This is a genomic window from Acinetobacter sp. Q85-2 (assembly GCF_013420555.1).
GTDB classification, from domain to species: domain Bacteria; phylum Pseudomonadota; class Gammaproteobacteria; order Pseudomonadales; family Moraxellaceae; genus Acinetobacter; species Acinetobacter indicus.
The window spans coordinates 106909-126744 of the sequence record NZ_VOXW01000009.1 but is presented as its reverse complement, the minus strand read 5'-3'; the positions used below and the strand labels follow the sequence as shown (position 1 = coordinate 126744).

Here is a 19836-nt window from a genome sequence, read left to right as displayed (position 1 = left end):
AGATAAAGGTTCGATTCATTTAACCTCTGATTTATTCGAGTTTCGCACGGAAAGAAATAAGCGCAAGCTATATATCGGTGGTAAAAAATTTAATATAGGCTCATTAAGTTTTAAGGCTCATGCTAACTTCAAAGAACCGAAATCCCTTTATATTCGCAAAGAGCGTGGTCAATATTTCGTTTCTTTCTGCTATGAAGATGGTGTTGAGATTCAAGAGTTTGACGGTAAGAAATTCGATGCTAAAAAATACGCCAAAAGACAGTTAGATCATTTGCAGGGCATGGACGAAGAACAACTACAAAAAATAGTGGTTGGTATAGATCGTGGTGTCACCATTCCTGTTCATGCAGGCTATGAAGAATTCGATTTCTCTAAAGAACAAAAGAATCATTTAACAAAAGCAGATCGCTACATTAAGCGACTGCAAAGAAAACTCGCTCGACAAGTAAAAGGCTCAAACCGAAGAGCTAAGACTAAACATCGAATTGCGGTGCATCACTCTAAGAAAGCCAATATTCGCAAGGACTTTGCTCATAAGACAAGTCATAGCCTAGTTAATGGTTTAGCTAAGGTATTTATCTTTGAAAAATTAAATACCAAGAGCATGACTAAAAAGCCTTTACCAAAGATCGATGAATCAGGTCGATTTATTCCTAATAAGGCTAAAGCCAAAACAGGCTTAAACAAATCTATCCTGAACGTGGGTTGGCATAGAATTGCATCATTCCTAGCTTACAAAGCAGTTAAGCTAGGTAAAGCGGTATTTACCATCAATGCTTCTTATACAAGTCAAGAGTGCGCTTTATGCGGTCACACTCACCCCGACAATCGCAAAAGCCAAGACAAGTTTAAATGCGTGAGTTGTGGACACATTGACAATGCAGATCACAATGCATCAGTTGTTATTAAGAACAGGGCGATTAATTTAATTTTAGACAGTGGAACGCTGTTGGATGACAATCATTTGTCATCTAGTGGGCGCAGAGGTATTCGTAAGACGACTAAGGGTGTTAAAGCCCTTTTTCGCAGTACCAATGAAGCGTCAAAAGAGATGTGTGCAACTTAGGTTGCACTACGGAAACTCGGTTGCTTTAGCTCCGAGTAGTTCATGCTGCTGCACCCGTACTATCCGGCAATTGTTCGCTGGTAGCGGGTAATGGTTGATCTGAAAATACTGCCCCGTGCTGACTGAACGCACCTTGACCCACTCGCCGCGCAGCACTATACGCTGCCCGGCTTTAACACGGCGCAGGCGCTGAGCAATCTGTTCGCTGGCAGCAATGGCGCTGATATTGAGCGTGTTGGCAATCACCTGTTGTGCTGCAAGCGAGCTAGTGGACGCCACCTGAAACTGATAGCAGCGCTGGGTCTGTTCAAAATCGACCGTTTGGGCCTGCTCTGATGAACTAAACACGTCTTTGGCCAGCAGCAGATCAATATTGCTGACATAGGCCAGATCATTAAAATGTCCCACCACCGGCGCAGCCGGATGAATCACCCGCCGGTCCGGACTGTAGTAGCGTTTTGCCACGACCTGATACTGCCCGGAAAAATGTCCTTCAGTCTCCAGCGCAAAGTTCTTTAACACCCCTGACTGCTGTAAATGTGGGATGGCACGAAAATATTCCGACCACAGCCAGATCATCAGAGCCAGTCCCGCCAGGCTGAGCAGTATTTTATTCACAAGAAAGTTCGGTCATCAAAAAATTAATCCTCGAAATCAATTCGGATGGTTTCAAAGCGCAGTCGTCCCTGCTGAATGGCTTCGGCAATGGCCTGCTGGCCTTTGGTCAGGCGCGCGCCGCCACTTTTAATATCAATTAACACCACCTGAATATCCTCAGCCCGGCCATCGCCATCCCGAAAGTCGGTATAGCCATCAAACACAATATAATCGACCGGATCGCCCAGAAATTTGGCATCGCTGGGCAAGTATTCAAATTGCGGCATAATTGGTGCCATCTGCTCGGCCATTTTCCCTTTGAGCACCGCGCGGCTGGTATTGACGCTGCGCTTTTGGGCCTGCGCCAGTGCCTGCTGATGTTCCAGCTCCAGCTCTGCAATATACTGTTCATATTCGGCCTTAATCCGGCCATTGCGGCTATGACTTAAAATGATGGTGGTCAGCACCACTCCTATTGCAGCGCCTATAAGCATTGCCATCCATATCGACATGGGGTTTTCCTGATTTTTTAAAATTTGCAAGCAGCGCTACGACTTTTGTCAACGGTCATCTCCAGCACATCAAACAATGATATGCTAGGGATGAGCAGAATAAAATCTTTAGTAGGGTCATGAAAACAATCTTAGTCGCCAATCAAAAAGGTGGATGTGGAAAAACCATTACCGCCATCAGTTTAGCTTCCGCCTTAGCCCAAAAAGGATATAAAGTCGCCCTGGCCGATGCCGATAACCAGAAATCTGCACGACAATGGTTAAAACAGCGTCCAGAAAGCGCCGCTCCCATTCAGAGTCTGGACTGGCGTCATGAAAAATCGGTCGGTGATGCGCCTAAAAATATCGAATACCTGATTATTGATGCGCCGGGGGCATTATCTGGTGATCAGGCCGAGCAGCTGATTAGTGAAGCGCATGCGATTATTACCCCGCTGCAGCCTTCCTTCTTCGATATTGATTCAACCCGCCGCTTTTTAAAGCATTTGCAGGAAATTAAACGGATTCGTAAAGGCAAGGTTCAGATTTTACTGCTAGCCAACCGGGTCAAGGCCAACAGTGCCAGCTCCAAAGAAATTCGTGATTTCTTTGAAAAAATTGAACAGGAACCGGTGGCCTGGATTTCTGAACGTGCTGCCTATGGTCAACTGGCGATGCAGGGTTTAAGCGTATTTGATAAAACCCAGAAAAATTACCTGACCATTCAAAATCAGTGGCAACCTGTCCTGAATGCGATTATTGATGATCCGGCCCAATGGTTCTAAGCGCCTAAGCGATTAAACGGCTTTTGCCTTTCCACTCCCGCTTCAATATTTAACAGAACTTACGCAGCGTTCATTTGCGAGCGCTGGGTTTTCAGTTAATATGCTTCAAGACCTTAGGAATGAGCCAGTGAACTCAGTGCAACAATACGCGCCCACTTTACAAAAAGTCTTGCTATTTGGACTATTTTTTGTCCTGATTTTTTTGAGCTTTCATGTCCTCAAATACTTTATTGTTCCTGTAGTTTGGGCCACTATTATTGCCTATATGACTTGGCCGCTGTATCAGTCGGTACAGCGTATGTGCGGTCCACGACCGACCTTAAGTGCCACAATTATGATGATTCTGGTGACACTGGTGGTCGGTATTCCGTTGACCTTTGCGATTTTTATCTTGCAGCACGAAGGTCGTAACCTGTATTACGAATTACAGAAACAGGTCTTTTCCGGACATTTGAATGTGCCGGATTTTATCCGCGATCTGCCCTTTGTCGGTAAAGAAATTAGCCGTTCCTTACGTGAAATTAATGAAGATCCGAACAGTATCATTAATTCGATTTCAGTCTGGATTCAGGGCCATCTGAATTATGGCCGTTTCCTGCTCAGTGAAATTAGCCGCAATTTAATTAAACTCGGCTTTGCCATGCTGTCGCTGTTCTTCTTCTATCGTGATGGCCAGACCATTTTAAATCAGGTCAGTAAAGCGCTGGAAATGGTGATCGGACCACGTGTACACCATTATTTAGATACCATTTCTGAAACCACCCGTGCGGTGGTTTACGGGGTTGGCTTGACTGCAATTGCCCAGGCACTTTTGGCCGGGGTCAGCTACTTTGTGGCCGGGGTGCCAAACCCGATGGTATTGACCATTGTCACTTTCCTGTTTGCCCTGATTCCGTTTGGCCCACCGCTGGCCTATGGCTCGGTGGCACTGTGGCTGTTCTCGCAGGGGCAAACCATTGAAGCAATTGGGGTGATGGCCTGGGGCGTGTGTGTGGTTAGTACCGCAGATAACGTAATTCGCCCGCTGGTGATTTCTGGCGCCACCCAGATTCCATTCCTGCTGATCATGTTCGGGGTTCTGGGCGGCATTGCCAGCTTTGGCCTGATTGGCCTGTTTATTGGTCCGGTGATTCTGGCGGTCTTGCTGGCAATCTGGCGTGAATGGCTGCATGAAACCAATGAAGCCGAAGCTATGATGATGCCAAAAACCACCATGGCCTATGACCTGCCCGATGATCAGGGACCGGCTGCACCAAAAGGCTAAATTTCATTAAGAAACTTATACACGCCTGTACGCAAACTACATTGTGTTGCCTCCTGAGCCTTGTTTGAATGAAGCCATATATTCGAATAAGACAGGATGCAAACCATGACCCCACTTTTTAAACTTGGTGCTTTATGTGCGTTTACCGCGCTGGTCGGAGTCGGCTGTACCACCACACCCGATACCATGATTGGCGCCAGTAAAAACGTTGCCGTTAATGCGGTCTCTGCCCAAGGCATTGGCGCCCAGCTCGGTGAAGTTCAACTGACCGATAGTGCTGCAGGTCTGGTCATCCGTACCAATCTGACCCAATTACCACCGGGTCCACATGGTTTCCATATTCATGAAAACGGCTCCTGTGCCCCAGCAGAAAAAGATGGCAAAATGCAGGCAGCACTGGCTGCAGGTGGTCACTTTAACCCGAATCAAGCCCCCAACCATGGCAATCCATTAAGCGGCCATCTTGGTGATTTACCGGTCCTGAATGTGGCAGCCGATGGCACGGCACGTGTCACCCTACTGGCGCCGCGTCTGAAATTACAGGATGTACAAGGTCTGGCGCTCATGATTCATGCCGGTGGCGATAACTATGCCGATACGCCAAAACCGTTAGGCGGTGGTGGTGACCGAATTGCCTGTGGCGTGATCTAAACCTTGTGCGGATAAATCCCGACTTATCCACAGTTTTCTGATTTTTAAGGCACTTATCCATAGCGGTGAGTGCCTTTTTCTATGCCTAGATTAAACAGCAATCTGAGGCTACACGGTTGATTATCAGGCTTTTATTTGAACATCAACAGCTTAGCTAAAACCAAGCACGATAGTCTGATTTATATTAAAAAACAAAAACTTAAAACCAGGCTGGGTACTAAAAAGCATGGTCCTCTGCGCCAATATTCGCTACACTGCAGCTAGATTTATGGGGAAATTGCAGAGTATGAACATCCAAAGCTTGCGTGTGGTGGGTTTTTTAGAAGGTTTATCTTTTCTGGCCTTGCTGTTTATTGCCATGCCACTGAAATATATATGGGGTAACCCAATTCTGGTGAAATACGTCGGCATGGGCCACGGTGTGCTGTTTATTGCCTTTCTGGTGGTGCTGTTCGTTGTCTGTGAAAAACAGAAATGGTCAATTCAGGTATTTTTAATGGGTGTAATTGCCTCAATCTTACCGTTTGGCCCGTTTATTTTTGATGCCAAACTGAAGAAAATGGCACAGCCGCAGGTCGAAGTGTAACTCCAGACTCATCGATCAATCAGGCATTCACCAGATTACTATCTGCTGGATGCCTTTGTTTTTTGACCTTTTAACCACATTATCCTATTGATAAATGCCAGATGATCAGCCCGCTTAAAACTGACCGCTTTCGGCACGTTCGCGCATAATCTGTTTCAGACTCAGCCGCGGATAAGCAAACCACAAGGCGATTAAGGCAAAACAGGACAGGCTATAAGCCCACAGCTCAAAATGACTGTAGAGCATGCGCACCAGTTCAATCACCACAAAAAAGCTCAGCATCATCAGCACAGAAGCCGTTGCGGCAACTGTCCCTTTCGACACCTCGGACGACATCAAAGCAAAACGGTAAATAATTGAAAAACTGATGCCCTCACCAAAGCTGATTAAAGTCATACCCAGAATCAGACACCAGATTAAATAGTCTGGTATGAGCAGACCAAGAATTAACAGCAAGGTACCGACCAACATGAGTGGCAAGCCCATCAGCACAGTCTGTCCCAAAGCAAAACGGTCAATGATTTTCAGCAGCAATAAATTCCCGGCAATCAGCCCGCCCAAGACCGGAAATTGGGCCAGACCATATTGCAGACTGCTCAGATTGAGCTGCTCCACCAGCATCACCGGCGACAAGGCAATCCATAACATCAGCGGCATGCTTAAGAGCGGCAAGGCAAAGGTCATGGTCAGAAAACGGCGGTTTTTCAGTACCTGTTTAAAATCATCCCAGATATAGCCAATCGGCTGTTTCGGAATACTGAGCTGCTGCTCCGGCATTTTGGCTTTCAGTCCGAGCCAGCTTACAGCCGCCAAAGCTGCAATCCCAATAAAGCCCCAATGCCAGGACACATGCTCGATCATAAAGGCACCCAACACCGGCCCCAGTAGCGGCGCCAGCAGCGACACATTGGCCATGAGTGCCATGACTTTAATTGCATCACGTTCAGCAAAACTTTCCTGAATGGCGGCATAGCCCACTGCGGTAATTACCGACAGGCCAAAGCCCTGCAAAAAGCGCAGCAATAAAAAGCTTTCGATGTTCTGGGTCAATAAAATCAGCAGGCAGGTCACCACAAAAAACAGTACCCCACCCAGCAGGACTTTTTTACGGCCTAAACGGTCTGACAAAGGGCCTAAAATGGCTGCGACACAGGCACCGCCGAGCAGATAAAACGACATCGAGGAGGCTGCCCAGGAACTGCTGACGCCAAAATCCTGGGTAATGGCGAGCATGGCCGGCTGTACCAGATCATTGCCGATATAGACGGAAAATTCGAACAGCACCAAAGCCAGCGGAAACATTAAGGTGGCGCGGGAGAGCGTTGTAGTTGGAGTGGTTTGCATAGCGCTCAAAAGCCTGCAAGATTAGCAGGCTGCAATCATAACAATGGGCGCAGTGTAGCAGAGTTTATTTTTAAAATCTGTGACTTTTCTGATGAGGAAATGCTGGATTTGCGGCAGCAGCACTTAGCTAGAGCGGCTGAACAAAATCAGTATAAATCCCCGGTTTAAAAACAGAAAAGCGTAGGGTTTAGCTACGCTTTTCAATCAAAATCATTAAAAGATTCAAGCGGATTAAGGACATACAGCCTTCTGGAAAGTCTTGGTATTTTTGCCGCGCAGACATTGATAGCTCTTTTCAGTTTTCACTTTTTCCCAGTCGCCATCGACCAGTTTAAAACTGTAAATGGTGCGAATCGAGCGTACCGAATCATCCATTAAACCGGTTTCAGTCACTTTAACCTGGGCCGCGGTCGGTGATTCGACATTATTAAAGAATTGACGCAGCTCGACTGTCGCCAGCTGTTTACGTAAATCCGGACGCTCTTTTAACACCTGTGCCAACGGTGTTTCGGCAGACGGTGTCACTTTAGACACAATATTCTGGGTGGTGGCACATCCTGTAACAGCAATCGCCAGTCCTGCCATTGCAGCGAAACGAAACATAACTCTATCCAAACTGATTCAACACTGTAAAAATGATGCCGGCTTTTTGCGCTTAACACTATGCACAGAATGTAATTTGAGCGAGAGTGCACATGATAAGTGCCATAAAAAAAGCGCATCCGGAGATGCGCTTTTTCGTTCTATTGGCCTGATTACAGGTCGAATAATTTACCCGGGTTCATAATCCCGTTCGGATCAAAAACCTGTTTCAAGGCTTTCATATATTCGATTTCTTCAGCAGAACGCGAGTATTCCAGATATGGCTTTTTGGTCATGCCAACACCGTGCTCTGCAGAAATTGAACCGTCATATTTTTTCACAGTATCAAACACATACTTGTTCACCACCTGACATTTGGCAAAGAATTCATCTTTGCTTAAATCGGCAGGTTTCAGGATGTTCAGGTGCAGGTTACCATCCCCAATATGACCGAACCAGCAGATTTCAAAGTCTGGATAGTTCTCGGCCACAATCGCATCAATTTCTTTAATAAATGCCGGCACGTGGGTAATCAGCACTGAAATATCGTTTTTGTATGGAATAAACGGCGCAATCGATTCCGAAATATCTTCACGTAAACGCCATAAGCTTTCGACCTGATCCAGGCTTTGGCTGAGTACGCCGTCCAGCACCCAGCCCTGTTCCATACAGTGCTCAAAAATTTCCATCGCCTTGTCCATAATCGGTTCAAACGGCGCTTCAAATTCAAGCAATACATAGAATGGACATTCGGTTTCAAACGGACGCTGTACATGACCATTGGCCAGTACTTTCTGCATTGCCAGTTCACCAAAGAACTCGAACGCAGTTAAATCAATTTTGGCCTGGAAAGCGTGCAGCACAGGCATGACTGCATCAAAATCCGGTACACCCAGCACCATCACTTGCAGGTCTTGCGGTTGACGTTCCAGCTTGATTTCCGCTTCAGTGACGAGGCCTAAAGTCCCTTCACCACCAATGAATAAGTGTTGCAGTGCATAACCGGTGGCGTTTTTGATCATGCCTTTGTTTAAACGCAGCACATCCCCTTTACCGGTCACCACGGTTAAGCCCAGCACCCAGTTACGGGTCATGCCGTATTTAATTACTTTAATACCGCCGGCATTGGTACCGATGTTACCGCCAATTTGTGATGAACCGGCAGAGGCGAAATCGACCGGATAATACATCCCTTGCTCTTCGGCATAGTTTTGCAGCTGTTCAGTCACCACACCGGCCTGTACGCGCACCATGCGGTCTGCCGGGAAGAATTCCAGAATCTGGTTCATCTTGTCCATGCTGACCACGATTTCACCGTTGGCCGCTACCGCACCCGCAGAAAGACCGGTACGACCGCCCGATGGCGTCACTGCGACATTGAACTGATTGGCAAGTTTCACAATCGCTTGCACCTGCTCAGTGCTCGATGGAAAAACGATGACGGATGGGTTTGGATCAAAGTGCTTGGTATGATCTCGACCCCAATTCTGGAGGCTGTCCGCATCAGTTTTAATACGGTTTTCACCTACAATTGCAGTCAATTGGGTCAATAACTCTGGGGTTAAAGCGACTGGAGCATTCATCGTTTGCAGACCTGGCAAGAATTAAACAAGAAGAGATTTATCCAGACTGGTGCTGTACATTTTAAAGTCATGCCAAAGCACAGTAAAAGATAAAAAACGGGCAAGAAACCAACAGCCTGAGGCCGGTTTTTGCCGTCTGGGGCTATTATAAGCGATTTTTCTGTAAAACCTGAGAAAAACCATCATTTTGATAATATAGCTTTGAAAATACAGAGTTAATTCAACCAAAAATGAATCCTGCGTTTATATTTTCTACAGAAATAGCAGACCGATCAGCCATAAATGGAATGTATCTCCTGCCCGCTCCTATGATATGATACTGCCACTAAATTTGGCCTTTGTAGCGGAGCCGTAATGAGCCAACATCTTTCACTACCTAAAGATAAAATTCGTTTCCTGTTGTTAGAGGGCGTTCACCAAAATGCCATCGACACGTTAAATGCTGCCGGATATACCAACATCGACTACCGTAAAACTGCGCTTGAGGGTGAAGCGCTGAAAGAAGCGGTCAAAGATGCACACTTCATTGGTATTCGTTCACGTACGCAATTAACTGAAGAAATCTTTGAAGCTGCGAACAAGCTGATCGCGGTTGGCTGTTTCTGTATCGGAACCAACCAAGTCGATTTAAATGCAGCCATGGTACGTGGTATTCCAGTATTTAACGCACCATATTCAAATACCCGTTCTGTTGCGGAACTGGTCCTTGCTGAACTGATTCTGCTGCTTCGTGGCGTACCAGCCAAATCGGCATCATGTCACCGCGGTGGCTGGGAAAAATCTGCAGCGGGTTCTTTTGAAACACGCGGTAAGACTTTAGGTATTGTGGGTTACGGTTCAATTGGTTCGCAACTGTCTGTGCTTGCTGAAAGCCTGGGTATGCATGTGATCTATTATGATGCAGTGACCAAACTGCCAATGGGTAATGCGCGCCAGGTCGGTTCTTTGGCTGAATTGCTGGCCAATGCAGACGTGGTATCGCTACACGTGCCAGACGTTCCATCAACCCGTAACTTTATGGGCAAAGAACAGTTTGCACAAATGAAAGAAGGCGCTATCTTCCTGAATGCGGCACGTGGTACCTGTGTCATTATTGAAGATCTGGCAGATGCAATTAAATCAGGTCATCTGGCTGGTGCTGCGGTTGACGTATTCCCGAAAGAGCCGAAAGCCAATGGTGAAGAATTCGTTTCTCCACTGCGCGGTCTGGACAATGTGATCCTGACTCCACACGTGGGCGGTTCAACCATGGAAGCGCAAGCCAACATTGGTCTGGAAGTGGCTGAGAAATTTGTGGCTTATTCTGACAAGGGTATGACCCTGTCTGCAGTGAACTTCCCTGAAATTGCCTTGCCATTGACTGAAGGTAAACACCGTTTACTGCACATTCATAAAAACATTCCAGGCGTATTGTCTAAAATCAACAACCTGTTTGCTGAGCAAGGCATCAACATTTCGGGTCAATCTTTAATGACCAAAGGTGATGTCGGTTATCTGGTGATGGATGTGGATGCAACTGCATCTCAAGAAGCACTGGATATGCTGCATGATGTTGAAGGCACTATCCGTGTACGTGTTCTGTTCTAATTTCAATTAGACAGTAACACCCAAAACCACAGCCCTTGCGCTGTGGTTTTTTATTTCCTGCTTTAAAAACAATACGCAATCCTTATTTCATATTCTTTTGAAATCGTGCATGAGCCTTGTTTTACCTGCTGGCCACTTACGCAGCCACGACATGGAAGCGTCATCTGTTCATGCTATGCTAGCGGCTATTGATCTGTTGATGATCGCCCTACTCTCCCAACCAGCCCATTCCAGTTATGTCGATACTTCAAAATGCGCCGCATCTCCGCGCTGTGCTGTTGTTGCTGATTGCCATGCTCAGCCTGCAAAGCAGCGGCTCGATGGCCAAACTGCTGTTTGATCAGTTCCCGATTCTGACCGTTTCTGCCATGCGGCTGCTGCTGAGCGCGCTGGTGCTGATGCTGATTTTTCAGCTCTGGAACATTCAGCCCAAAGCCATACGCTGGCCGGCGATTTTCAGCTACGGTGCCGCACTGGCCGGTATGAATATGCTGTTTTATCTGGCGATTGACCGCCTGCCGCTGGGCATTGCGGTATCATTTGAATTTATCGGGCCGTTAAGCGTGGCGCTGTTTTATGCCCGGCGCAAATTCGATTTTATTTGGGTCGGCCTCGCCATTGTCGGGCTGGTGCTGTTATTTCCCTTTGATCAGACCGCGCAGCCGCTCGATGGTCTGGGTGTGTTGTTTGCCTTAGGCGCCGGTGCCTGCTGGGCCTTATATATTGTGGCCGGACAGAAACCGTCGGGTGTGTCCGGGAATCATACGGTCTGTTTAGGTATGCTGGTCGGTACCCTGATTTTATTACCCATTGCTTTATGGGATGGCCTGCCTGTTAGCGTATTTGAACCGGGCAATTTCATCTATTTTATTGCCTTGGCAGTTCTGGCCAGCGCCTTGCCCTTTAGTCTGGAAATGATTGCACTTCGCAACCTGACCGCACTCAGTTTCGGTACACTGATGAGCATGGAACCGGCCATTGCCGCGCTCTCCGGTTTTGTCTTTTTGGGCGAACAGTTACTCTGGAATCAATGGCTGGCCTTAAGCACCATTATTGCCGCCTCTATTGGCTGTACCTATACCGTACAGCAGCGTAAACAGCAGTCCAGTTAAGTAGAGTGGATCTGGCCAGACTGAGCCTCCTGCTGTGTAGTGCTGGAATTTATTTTGACCGGCTACTCATCAAAATTTAAGCAAATTGCTATAATCAGCAGCATCTCCCCAATATGCTGACACCTTCCGGTGTTGGTGGTGCGCTTATGCAAAATGCTCAACTGCTGTCGGTACTGTTCATGGTGCTGTCCATGACTTCGTACCAGATTAGTGCCTCCTTTGCCAAACAACTGTTTGAGGTGCTCGATCCGCTTACCGTGACCATTTTACGGTTGTGCTTTGCCGCCATTATTATCTGCCTGATGTTCCGTTCCTGGAAGATTATTTCCCGGCTGTCCTTTTTAAAATGGCGTGATCTGCTCTGCTATAGCGCGGCCCTGTGTCTGATGAATGTGCTGTTCTATATGTCGCTGGGCAAATTGCCGCAAGGGATTGCGGTTGGTCTGGAATTTATTGGCCCACTGGGACTGGCCCTGCTCTCGATTAAACAGCGTAGTGATTATATCTGGGTGCTTTTAGCCATTTTGGGAATTGCGCTGATGGTGCCCTGGGGACAGGCCAACAGTGACAATTTCTCAGTCTTTGGTGCCCTCTGTGCGCTGGGCGCCGGCTTTTGCTGGGCCCTCTATATTTATTTCGGGCAGCGCGTGGTACAGCAGAATATTGGCATGCATGCCCTCACCATTGCCATTAGTCTGGCTGCGCTGACCCTGTTACCCATTGGTCTGTATCACAATGCCGCGGCCCTGGTCGATACCCAATACTGGGGCAAAGCCATCGCCATTGCCATTTTGGCCACCGCCATTCCGTATGCACTGGACCTGAAAGCCTTGCAGCATTTAAGCAAGCTCAGCTATGGCACCCTGTCCAGTTTATCGCCGGCACTGGCCGCGCTAACCGGCCTGGTGTTACTCGGTGAACAGATCAGCCTGTTGCAATGGGTCGCGCTGTTCTGTGTGATGCTGGCCTCCGTGGGCGTGACTCTAAGAGCCAGCCGCAAAAAAACCATCAGCCCTTAAGCAAAAAGAAAGATCAAACAAGATGAATAAAAAAAGATGGCCAAGAGAGCCATCTTTTTTAAGTCCTGAATTTAGACCAGACTGTCTTTTTGAATGGCTTTATATTTGCCGTATTCATTTAAATACTGTTTGGCCAGCTCGGTTTTCTGGCGCTCTTCCAAAATTTTCCCGGCCTGCTGGAAAAAGCCATGTTCTTCTTCCTGCAAATGATGATGTACTTTTTCAGACAGCTGCTTGGCAATCGCCAGCCAGCCCGGATTGCTAAATTCGGTTTCGGTCAGTTTTTCCAGCAGCTCATCCATTTCATGATGTTCTGCCAGCGCATGCCGGGTAATGTTCAGCCCGGAATCAGTCATCATCAGCGGAATATAAAAATAACGGTCTTCGGCCACAGCATGGGCGAATAATTCATTTTTCAGTTGATCAAACAGCTCGCGGCGTTCTGGTGTATCCCCCGAGGTCTGGATTAAACGCTCGGCCAGATCACGCTGTATTTCATGGCTTTCACGTAGTGCTTCAAAAATATTCATGTTGTTATTACCCTTTCAAATGCCAAAATTTAAACACCCGACAACGGGTTGCATCATTATTGTTAAGCAGACAGGTCAGGCTAAGCATTCACTATACGCCAAGCCCGTGCGACGGTTCCTGCAGCAATTTGTATGGGAAATTTTAATAATGAGAATGATTTACAACCAGAACATCTGATAGGCCATGCGCACAATCAGCACACTAACCAGGATCAGAAATACAATCCGGATAAAGCCGCTGCCATATTTAAAGGCCAGACGTACCCCGACCAGAGAACCGGTAATATTAGCCAGTGCCATCATCGCCCCGACCATAAACAGCACATGCCCCGTGGGAATAAAGAAACTCAGCGCTGCCAGATTGGTCATAAAATTGGCAATTTTCGACAAGGCCGAGGCATGCAAAAAATCGACCTGTAAATAACGGATAAAATAGAAAATAAAAAAGCTGCCCGTGCCGGGGCCAAAAATACCATCATAAAAACCAATCAGCACACTGCCCAACGCCGCCAGGAGCAACATTTTGCGGTTTAAAGTCTGCTGCACATGCAGCTGGCCAAACTGCTTTTTCATGAAGGTGTAGATGGCAATCACGATTAGCATCAGCAGCACAAAGGGCCGCAAAATATCGGTCGGAATCATTGACACGCAGGCTGCGCCAACGAAAGAGCTGAGAAAGGCACATAGCCCGATCACGCCCAGCAATTTCCAGGACAGCTGCACTTTGCGTAAAAAAGAAAAGGCCGCCGAAGCAGTGCCACAAATGGAAGCCAGTTTGTTGGTGCCAAACACCGTGGCCGGCGCCAGTTGCGGCATTGCGCCCATAATCGCCGGAATCTGGATCAGGCCGCCACCACCAACCGCGGCATCAATTGCACCGGCACAGAAGGCAAAAATCACGAGGCTGATGACGATTTCAATATCCATATCGGGGCAATCCTGTGGCCTCAGTGCAGATGAAAATTAGAGATTCAGGACCCGTTTTGGTACCAGACGTTTTTTATCGGTAATTTCCGCCAGCCCTAAACATTTCTCGCCCTCAAATACCAATACCTGAGTTGCCGCCGCATGGTCAATATTACTTTCCATGCCGCGACAAAAATATTCGGCCCGGCCTTCTGGCACCTGTACCTGTGGAAAATGCTCAATCGGGGCATAAACCGGCAGCAACAGCGCTTCACGCTCGGCTTCGCTCAGGCTTTCCAGATAGTCCAGGGTGTAGCTTGGGATCAGATCAAAATGCCCGGTCTGAATACGGTGCAAATAGGTCAGATGCCCATAGCTGCCGAGCGCCTTGGCAATATCTTCACCGAGTACACGAATATAGGTGCCTTTGGAACAAGTCACATCCAGGGTAATGCTATCGTCGGTAAACCCTAACAGCTCCAGCGCATAAATACTGATGGGACGCGCATCCCGTTCAATTTCAATGCCTTTACGGGCCAACTCATATAAGGGACGGCCTTCTTTTTTTAGCGCTGAATACATCGGCGGTACCTGCTGAATATCACCAGTAAATTGCGTCAGGACGGTTAAAATATTTTCTTCAGTCAATGCCGGTACCGCAGCCTCTAACAGCACTTCACCTTCAACATCACCGGTGGTGGTGCTGTGTCCCAATTGAATGGTGGTCTGGTAACGCTTGGTTGAATCCAGAAGAAAATGCGAAAACTTGGTCGCCTCGCCCAGACAGATTGGTAATAAACCAGAGGCCAACGGATCTAAAGCACCGGTATGTCCGGCTTTTTGCGCACGATACAGCCAGCGCACCTTTTGCAGCGCAGCATTCGAGCTGATACCCAGGGGTTTATTCAATAAAAATACGCCATGCACAGGACGACGCTGAATTTTAGGAGAAGATGCTTTCATGGCAAAAATCGGACAATTCTAAACTGCGCCATGGTAGCAACCTGAGCACAAGCTTTACAACTTTTCTATAAAACAATGTCATTTTTATGGCATATTGAGGCCGAACCGAAAACCTAAAATAAATACAATGGAAAAACAGGTGCATAGGAATGCAAAAACATAAATTATGGCTCTGGTTGGGCCTGATCACCATAGCGGTGGTGGGCATTATTTACTGGTTAATTCCCCATTCGCCACCACCCCCCGGTCATGCACAGGCCGCCACAGCGCGTACATCTGCAACCTCGTCTCTACCCGTGAGCAGTCCAAACAGCTCTGCAACCCTGTCCTTTTTAAGTCCCAGTCAGCAGGATACTGAAATTAACTGCCAGTTACAGCTCGACTCAGGTAACCGGCTGATGGTCAATGAACAGACCCGCAACTGTTTTGAATATTTTATTACCCAATACGGCGAGAAAACCCTGGAGCAGATCCGTCAGGATTTTCAGCGTTATATCGCCCAGACTCATCAGGAACCGGCCTTGGGACAAATTCTGGATTTATGGCAGCGCTATCTGGATTATCGGGAGCGTTTGGGGGAATTGCAGCCGCCGCAACTGGATCCGGACAGTCCGCAATATTACCGCAGCATTTTTACTAGCATGAAAAACCTGCGTCAGCAGTTTTTCTCGGCCTATGAAATTGAGGGTCTGTTTGGGGTGGAAGATGTTTATCATGACTATACCCTGGAGCGCCTGAGCGTGATGGACAATAAACAGCTCTCCGAAGCAGAAAAAGCCCAGAAATTAAAAGCCCTGTTTGAGCAACTACCGGAAGACTGGCAGGCTAACTTGGAACAGCTCAACAAGCTGGAAGATTTAAGAGCACTGACCGCAGAAATTAAAGCCCGCGGTGGCTCCAGTACAGAACTGCGCCAGATGCGCCTGAATCTGGTCGGGCCTGAAGCCACGCAGCGTCTGGAACAGCTGGATGTCGAGCGCAGCCACTGGAAAACCCGTGTCATCCAATATTTAAATGAACGCGATCAGATTCTCAGTGCCGGCCTAAATGATGCCGCCAAACAGCAGGCAGTCGCAGAATTACGTCAACAGTATTTTAATAATCCGCAAGAACAGCTGCGGCTGGATACCTTTGAATCAGTGCACGATCAGGGCGGTAAACTGCCTTTTGCCGAATAACATCCTCTAAAGATGACTCATCCATTATTTTGGTGGATGGGTCTATTTTTATCTTTCTACTAAGCTTCTACCCCCTATTTTTTTATCAATATCTTTGCCATTTCACCTGCACGTCCTCAACCAGTTATCGGCAACTACAAAAAATAACCGAATGGCTAATGACGATTTCAAGAAAACTGTTTATTTATACTAAAAAATGGATTTTAAAATTACTAAGTCATTATAAAAACAGTAATTTTTGATAAATTTTGGCCTGAAATGACATATTTGCAGGCAGGCTGCCGGGATGAGTACTCATCATTCCATATAAATCGAAGACATCATCACATTTTTATGCAAAGCACGACAAAGGAGGAATTTTTGACAGGTGGTACTGCATCAATAAAACAAAAAATGAAATGAAGGATCAGTCATGCATCATTTAAAACAAAAAACCACATGGGGTTCAGCCCTGTTACTTGCGACAGCCCTGTTTGGCTTAAGCACACCCGTACAGGCCGAACCGGGCGTCTTGCAGGTTCAGGAACGCGCCATCAGCCATTATGCCCAAACCCGATATCCAATTGTCATGACCCACGGCTGGCTTGGCTGGTCGCGAATTGGCAATGAAACTTTCAATATGGATTACTGGTACCAGATTTTGCCCGATCTGGCGCGTCACGGCGCCACTGTGTTTGCCGCACAGCTATCTCCGGCACATCAGACTGAATTTCGTGGTGAACAGCTGATTCACCAGGTGGAAGATGTGCTGGCCATTACGGGCAAAAATAAGGTCAATCTGATTGGCCACTCACATGGCGGCCCGACTGTACGTTATGTGGCGGCGGTCAAACCTGAATATGTGGCCTCAGTCACCGGTATTGGTGGCACGTTCCGCGGCTCTAAAGTGGCCGATGATATTCAGAACAGTACGGCACTGCGTACCGTCTTCAATCTGGTCGGTGATTATATGATTGCCCCGCTCATCAGTTATGCCCAGTTACAGCCAGATATGCCCATCAACTTTGATGCCTCGATGAAATCCCTGACCGAAACCGGTTCTGCGGACTTTAACCGCCGTTTCCCGACCACGGCACTGGCAGCAAACTGTGATCAGGCCGGCGCTGAAGTTGATCGCGGGATCCGCTACTACTCCTGGACCGGTACTGCACAAGCCACCAATCTGCTGGATATTGACACCATCCTGATGCAACTCGGGCCGCTGTCGTATGGCAATAAGGACAATGACGGCATGGTGGCACGTTGCAGCTCGCATATTGGCAAGGTGATTCGGGACAACTACAACCTGAACCATACCGATCTGGCCAATATGATGTTCGGACTGACCGGCCGCTTTGCCCCGGATCCGGTGGCACTGTTCCGCCAGCATGCCAATCGCCTGAAACAGCAGCAACTCTAGACTTTTAAATTGCCTTGGTAACAAGGCTGAACACCGTACAGATCGTAAGCAGTCTGTACTCACAAGAACAAGACTGAGGATTTAACAATGAAATATGGATATCTCATCGCCGGTCTGGCCGCTACCGTATTGAGCGGCACCACACAGCTGCACGCCTCAAACAGCACCCAGGTCAAAGCACCTTTTGTTAGCTCGCAGTATGCCAAAACCAAATATCCGATTGTATTTAGTCATGGCATGAGTGGCTTTATTACCTTGGGGACTGACAATTTTGGCCTAGATTACTGGTATCAGATTCTGCCGGATCTGGCGCGCCACGGCAGTAATGTATGGGCCACCCGGGTATCGCCATTTAACTCCAGTGAGGTCCGTGGCGAGCAGCTAGCACAGCAAGTCGAAGAAATTCTCGCTGTGACCGGTGCCGACAAAGTTAACCTGATTGGCCATTCGCATGGCGGGCCTACCATTCGTTATGTGGCCGGGGTAATGCCAGACCAGGTGGCATCTTTAACTGCGGTGGGTGCACCGAATAAAGGCTCGCCGGTGGCCGACCTGATTTTAAAAGCCGAAGGCACACCGGTTGAAGGGCCATTGGTCGGTGCAGTCAATCTGGTATCCAAGGCCATTACCTGGGCACAAGGTCTGAACCCGAACAGCTTCCCACATGATTCTCTGGCTGGCGGCAGCAGCCTGACCCTGGCCGGCTCGGCCAAGTTTAACCAGAAATTCCCGCTGGGGATGCCAACCACAGCCTGCGGTGAAGGTGCCTATAAACAGAATGGGGTTGTGAATTATTCCTTTACCGGTATTGGTACAGTCACCAATATTCTGGACCCGGACTCTGCCCTGAAAATCACCAGCTTGCTGATTGATGGTGGCAAAGAAAATGACGGTCTGGTCTCTCGCTGTAGTGCCAAGTTTGGGAAAACCATCCGCGATGACTATAACTGGAACCATTTAGATGAAGTCAATCAGTTTCTGGGCCTGAAAGCCGTATTCGCCCCCGATCCGATCAGTGTCTACCGCCAACATGCCAACCGTTTAAAACAGCAAGGCTTGTAAACTTAAGGATGATCTGCCCTGCTCTTTTGAGCAGGGTTTTTATTTTTAATGATCAAGAAAATGGAACTTTATGAAAATAAAAATTTTAAGCCCGTAACGGCGGCAATGCCTGGGCAGCACGGATGTCACCGTTTAACTCCAGCGAAGTCCGTGGTGAGCAATATCTGGCTCAGCTCCAGGAGGTGATGACCATCACGGGAGCGAAAAAAGTCAACGTGATTGGCCATTCGCATGGAGCCCATGCGGTGCGTTATGCCGCAAGTGTAATTCCTGACCAGGTGGCTTCGGTACTGACCTTCGGTGGTGCCAATCAGGGTACCGTGGTGGCTTCCGACGTGATGAAGGCAAATATCAGGATCAGGGTATTGCCTTATATGCAATGACCAGAAATACACAAGTCACCAATCCACTGGATGTTGGTGATGCTGCTATGAAAGTCCTTGATTTAATCTCGGCCCATAAAGGCGGTACCAATGATGGCATTGTCTCGGTCTGTAGCGCCAAATTTGGTAAAACCATTCGGGATGATTTTCCATGGAATCATCTCTATGAAGTGAATTTACTGTTCGGTTTAAAAGGTACTTTTGCTCCAGACCCGGTCGCGGTCTATCGCCAGCATGCCAACCGGCTCAAACTGCAAGGTTTATAAACCAATATTCAGCCATAAAAAAATGCGCCATGGGGCGCATTTTTTTCAACGAGATAAAACTGATTAAGCTTCAGTTTTACGCGCTGGTAACTTTTCACGAATACGTGCAGCTTTACCAGACAATTCACGTAGGTAGTAAAGTTTAGCACGACGAACGTCACCACGACGTTTCACTTCGATTTTAGCAACGATTGGAGAGTGAGTTTGGAATACACGCTCAACGCCAACACCGCTAGAAATTTTACGTACGGTGAACGCAGAGTTCAGACCACGGTTTTTCTTCGCAATGACAACGCCTTCGAACGCTTGTAGACGCTCACGGTCACCTTCTTTAACTTTTACTTGAACAACTACTGTGTCACCTGGTGCAAAAGCTGGGATGTCTTGTTTAAGCTGAGCATTTTCAACAGCTTGAACTAAAGGATGCTTACCACTCATGGGGTATCTCCAATATGTGTGGGTCAGAAGAGGTCTGAGATCCA

General features: G+C 47.7%; 21 protein-coding genes and 1 pseudogene. 13 read left to right on the top strand and 9 right to left on the bottom strand.

From position 1 onward, the window contains the following. The coding region (locus FTT68_RS07200) for an RNA-guided endonuclease TnpB family protein (protein WP_180175263.1) at positions 1-1066 on the top strand (1066 nt) is incomplete at its 5' end. Positions 1067-1072: 6 nt separating this feature from the next. Here the strand turns inward: FTT68_RS07200 and FTT68_RS07195 are convergent. Continuing rightward, positions 1073-1684 carry a hypothetical protein gene (locus FTT68_RS07195; protein WP_253586864.1) on the bottom strand — a complete coding sequence of 204 codons (612 nt, stop codon included), beginning with the start codon at positions 1682-1684 and terminating at the stop codon, positions 1073-1075. A gap of 23 nt (positions 1685-1707) precedes the next feature. Beyond that, the gene (locus FTT68_RS07190) at positions 1708-2175 is read right to left on the bottom strand and encodes a Holliday junction resolvase-like protein (RefSeq protein WP_005180383.1); all 468 of its coding nucleotides are present in this window, start codon (positions 2173-2175) and stop codon (positions 1708-1710) included. Between the two features lie 119 nt (positions 2176-2294). Here FTT68_RS07190 and FTT68_RS07185 point away from each other — a divergent pair, with 119 nt between their 5' ends. From FTT68_RS07185 to FTT68_RS07170, 4 genes are all read left to right on the top strand, one after another. Continuing rightward, the gene (locus FTT68_RS07185) at positions 2295-2939 is read left to right on the top strand and encodes a ParA family protein (RefSeq protein WP_005180385.1); all 645 of its coding nucleotides are present in this window, start codon (positions 2295-2297) and stop codon (positions 2937-2939) included. 136 nt (positions 2940-3075) lie between these two features. Beyond that, complete coding sequence (locus FTT68_RS07180; RefSeq protein ID WP_162182848.1) at positions 3076-4203, top strand: AI-2E family transporter; 1128 nt, start codon at positions 3076-3078, stop codon at positions 4201-4203. Between the two features lie 105 nt (positions 4204-4308). Continuing rightward, complete coding sequence (gene sodC / locus FTT68_RS07175; protein WP_104471529.1) at positions 4309-4854, top strand: superoxide dismutase family protein; 546 nt, start codon at positions 4309-4311, stop codon at positions 4852-4854. A gap of 286 nt (positions 4855-5140) precedes the next feature. Continuing rightward, positions 5141-5440, top strand: coding sequence for a DUF3817 domain-containing protein (locus FTT68_RS07170; RefSeq protein WP_045795347.1), 300 nt, complete (start codon positions 5141-5143; stop codon positions 5438-5440). Between the two features lie 114 nt (positions 5441-5554). Here FTT68_RS07170 and FTT68_RS07165 read toward each other — a convergent pair whose 3' ends face one another. Next, positions 5555-6784, bottom strand: coding sequence for an MFS transporter (locus FTT68_RS07165; protein WP_168398557.1), 1230 nt, complete (start codon positions 6782-6784; stop codon positions 5555-5557). On the opposite strand from FTT68_RS07165, the gene FTT68_RS07160 reads away from it, so the two are divergent. Then, positions 6779-6952 carry a hypothetical protein gene (locus FTT68_RS07160; RefSeq protein WP_158650834.1) on the top strand — a complete coding sequence of 58 codons (174 nt, stop codon included), beginning with the start codon at positions 6779-6781 and terminating at the stop codon, positions 6950-6952. The genes FTT68_RS07165 and FTT68_RS07160 overlap by 6 nt on opposite strands. 63 nt (positions 6953-7015) lie before the next feature. On the opposite strand, the gene FTT68_RS07155 is transcribed toward FTT68_RS07160, so the two are convergent. Both FTT68_RS07155 and FTT68_RS07150 read right to left on the bottom strand, forming a co-directional pair. Next, entirely contained in the window at positions 7016-7387 is a 372-nt protein-coding gene (locus tag FTT68_RS07155; RefSeq protein WP_005180395.1) for a hypothetical protein, read from the bottom strand. Positions 7388-7539: 152 nt separating this feature from the next. Continuing rightward, positions 7540-8949, bottom strand: coding sequence for an FAD-binding oxidoreductase (locus FTT68_RS07150; protein WP_045795292.1), 1410 nt, complete (start codon positions 8947-8949; stop codon positions 7540-7542). A 354-nt stretch (positions 8950-9303) separates the two neighbouring features. On the opposite strand from FTT68_RS07150, the gene serA reads away from it, so the two are divergent. The 3 genes from serA (at position 9304) to FTT68_RS07135 (ending at position 12667) form a co-directional block, all read left to right on the top strand. Further along, positions 9304-10536, top strand: a complete 1233-nt coding sequence (gene serA / locus FTT68_RS07145; protein WP_005180397.1) for a phosphoglycerate dehydrogenase — start codon at positions 9304-9306, stop codon at positions 10534-10536. Between the two features lie 236 nt (positions 10537-10772). Continuing rightward, positions 10773-11648 carry a DMT family transporter gene (locus tag FTT68_RS07140; RefSeq protein ID WP_005180400.1) on the top strand — a complete coding sequence of 292 codons (876 nt, stop codon included), beginning with the start codon at positions 10773-10775 and terminating at the stop codon, positions 11646-11648. A 146-nt stretch (positions 11649-11794) separates the two neighbouring features. Beyond that, positions 11795-12667: a DMT family transporter gene (locus FTT68_RS07135; RefSeq protein ID WP_104505691.1), complete on the top strand. Its 873-nt coding sequence runs from the start codon at positions 11795-11797 to the stop codon at positions 12665-12667. A gap of 71 nt (positions 12668-12738) precedes the next feature. Here FTT68_RS07135 and FTT68_RS07130 read toward each other — a convergent pair whose 3' ends face one another. From FTT68_RS07130 to truB, 3 genes are all read right to left on the bottom strand, one after another. Continuing rightward, on the bottom strand, positions 12739-13197 hold the full coding sequence (locus FTT68_RS07130) for a hemerythrin domain-containing protein (protein WP_075168265.1): 459 nt from the start codon (positions 13195-13197) through the stop codon (positions 12739-12741). Positions 13198-13356: 159 nt separating this feature from the next. Next, positions 13357-14124: a TSUP family transporter gene (locus FTT68_RS07125; protein WP_104473447.1), complete on the bottom strand. Its 768-nt coding sequence runs from the start codon at positions 14122-14124 to the stop codon at positions 13357-13359. A gap of 36 nt (positions 14125-14160) precedes the next feature. Further along, positions 14161-15066, bottom strand: coding sequence for a tRNA pseudouridine(55) synthase TruB (gene truB / locus FTT68_RS07120; protein ID WP_005180406.1), 906 nt, complete (start codon positions 15064-15066; stop codon positions 14161-14163). 149 nt (positions 15067-15215) lie between these two features. Between truB and FTT68_RS07115 the strand changes: the two genes are divergently transcribed. The 4 genes and pseudogenes from FTT68_RS07115 to FTT68_RS14150 all read left to right on the top strand — a co-directional run. Beyond that, entirely contained in the window at positions 15216-16244 is a 1029-nt protein-coding gene (locus tag FTT68_RS07115) for a lipase secretion chaperone (RefSeq protein WP_180175262.1), read from the top strand. A 412-nt stretch (positions 16245-16656) separates the two neighbouring features. Continuing rightward, positions 16657-17643 (top strand): triacylglycerol lipase, encoded by a 987-nt coding sequence (locus tag FTT68_RS07110; RefSeq protein ID WP_075174928.1) that lies wholly within the window; start codon positions 16657-16659, stop codon positions 17641-17643. Positions 17644-17730: 87 nt separating this feature from the next. Next, on the top strand, positions 17731-18705 hold the full coding sequence (locus tag FTT68_RS07105; RefSeq protein WP_180175261.1) for a triacylglycerol lipase: 975 nt from the start codon (positions 17731-17733) through the stop codon (positions 18703-18705). An 89-nt stretch (positions 18706-18794) separates the two neighbouring features. Then, a pseudogene (locus FTT68_RS14150) lies at positions 18795-19354 on the top strand (esterase/lipase family protein); the annotation flags it as partial. Positions 19355-19417: 63 nt separating this feature from the next. Here FTT68_RS14150 and rplS read toward each other — a convergent pair. Beyond that, entirely contained in the window at positions 19418-19792 is a 375-nt protein-coding gene (gene rplS / locus FTT68_RS07095) for a 50S ribosomal protein L19 (RefSeq protein ID WP_003792460.1), read from the bottom strand. Between the last annotated feature and the right edge of the window lie 44 nt (positions 19793-19836).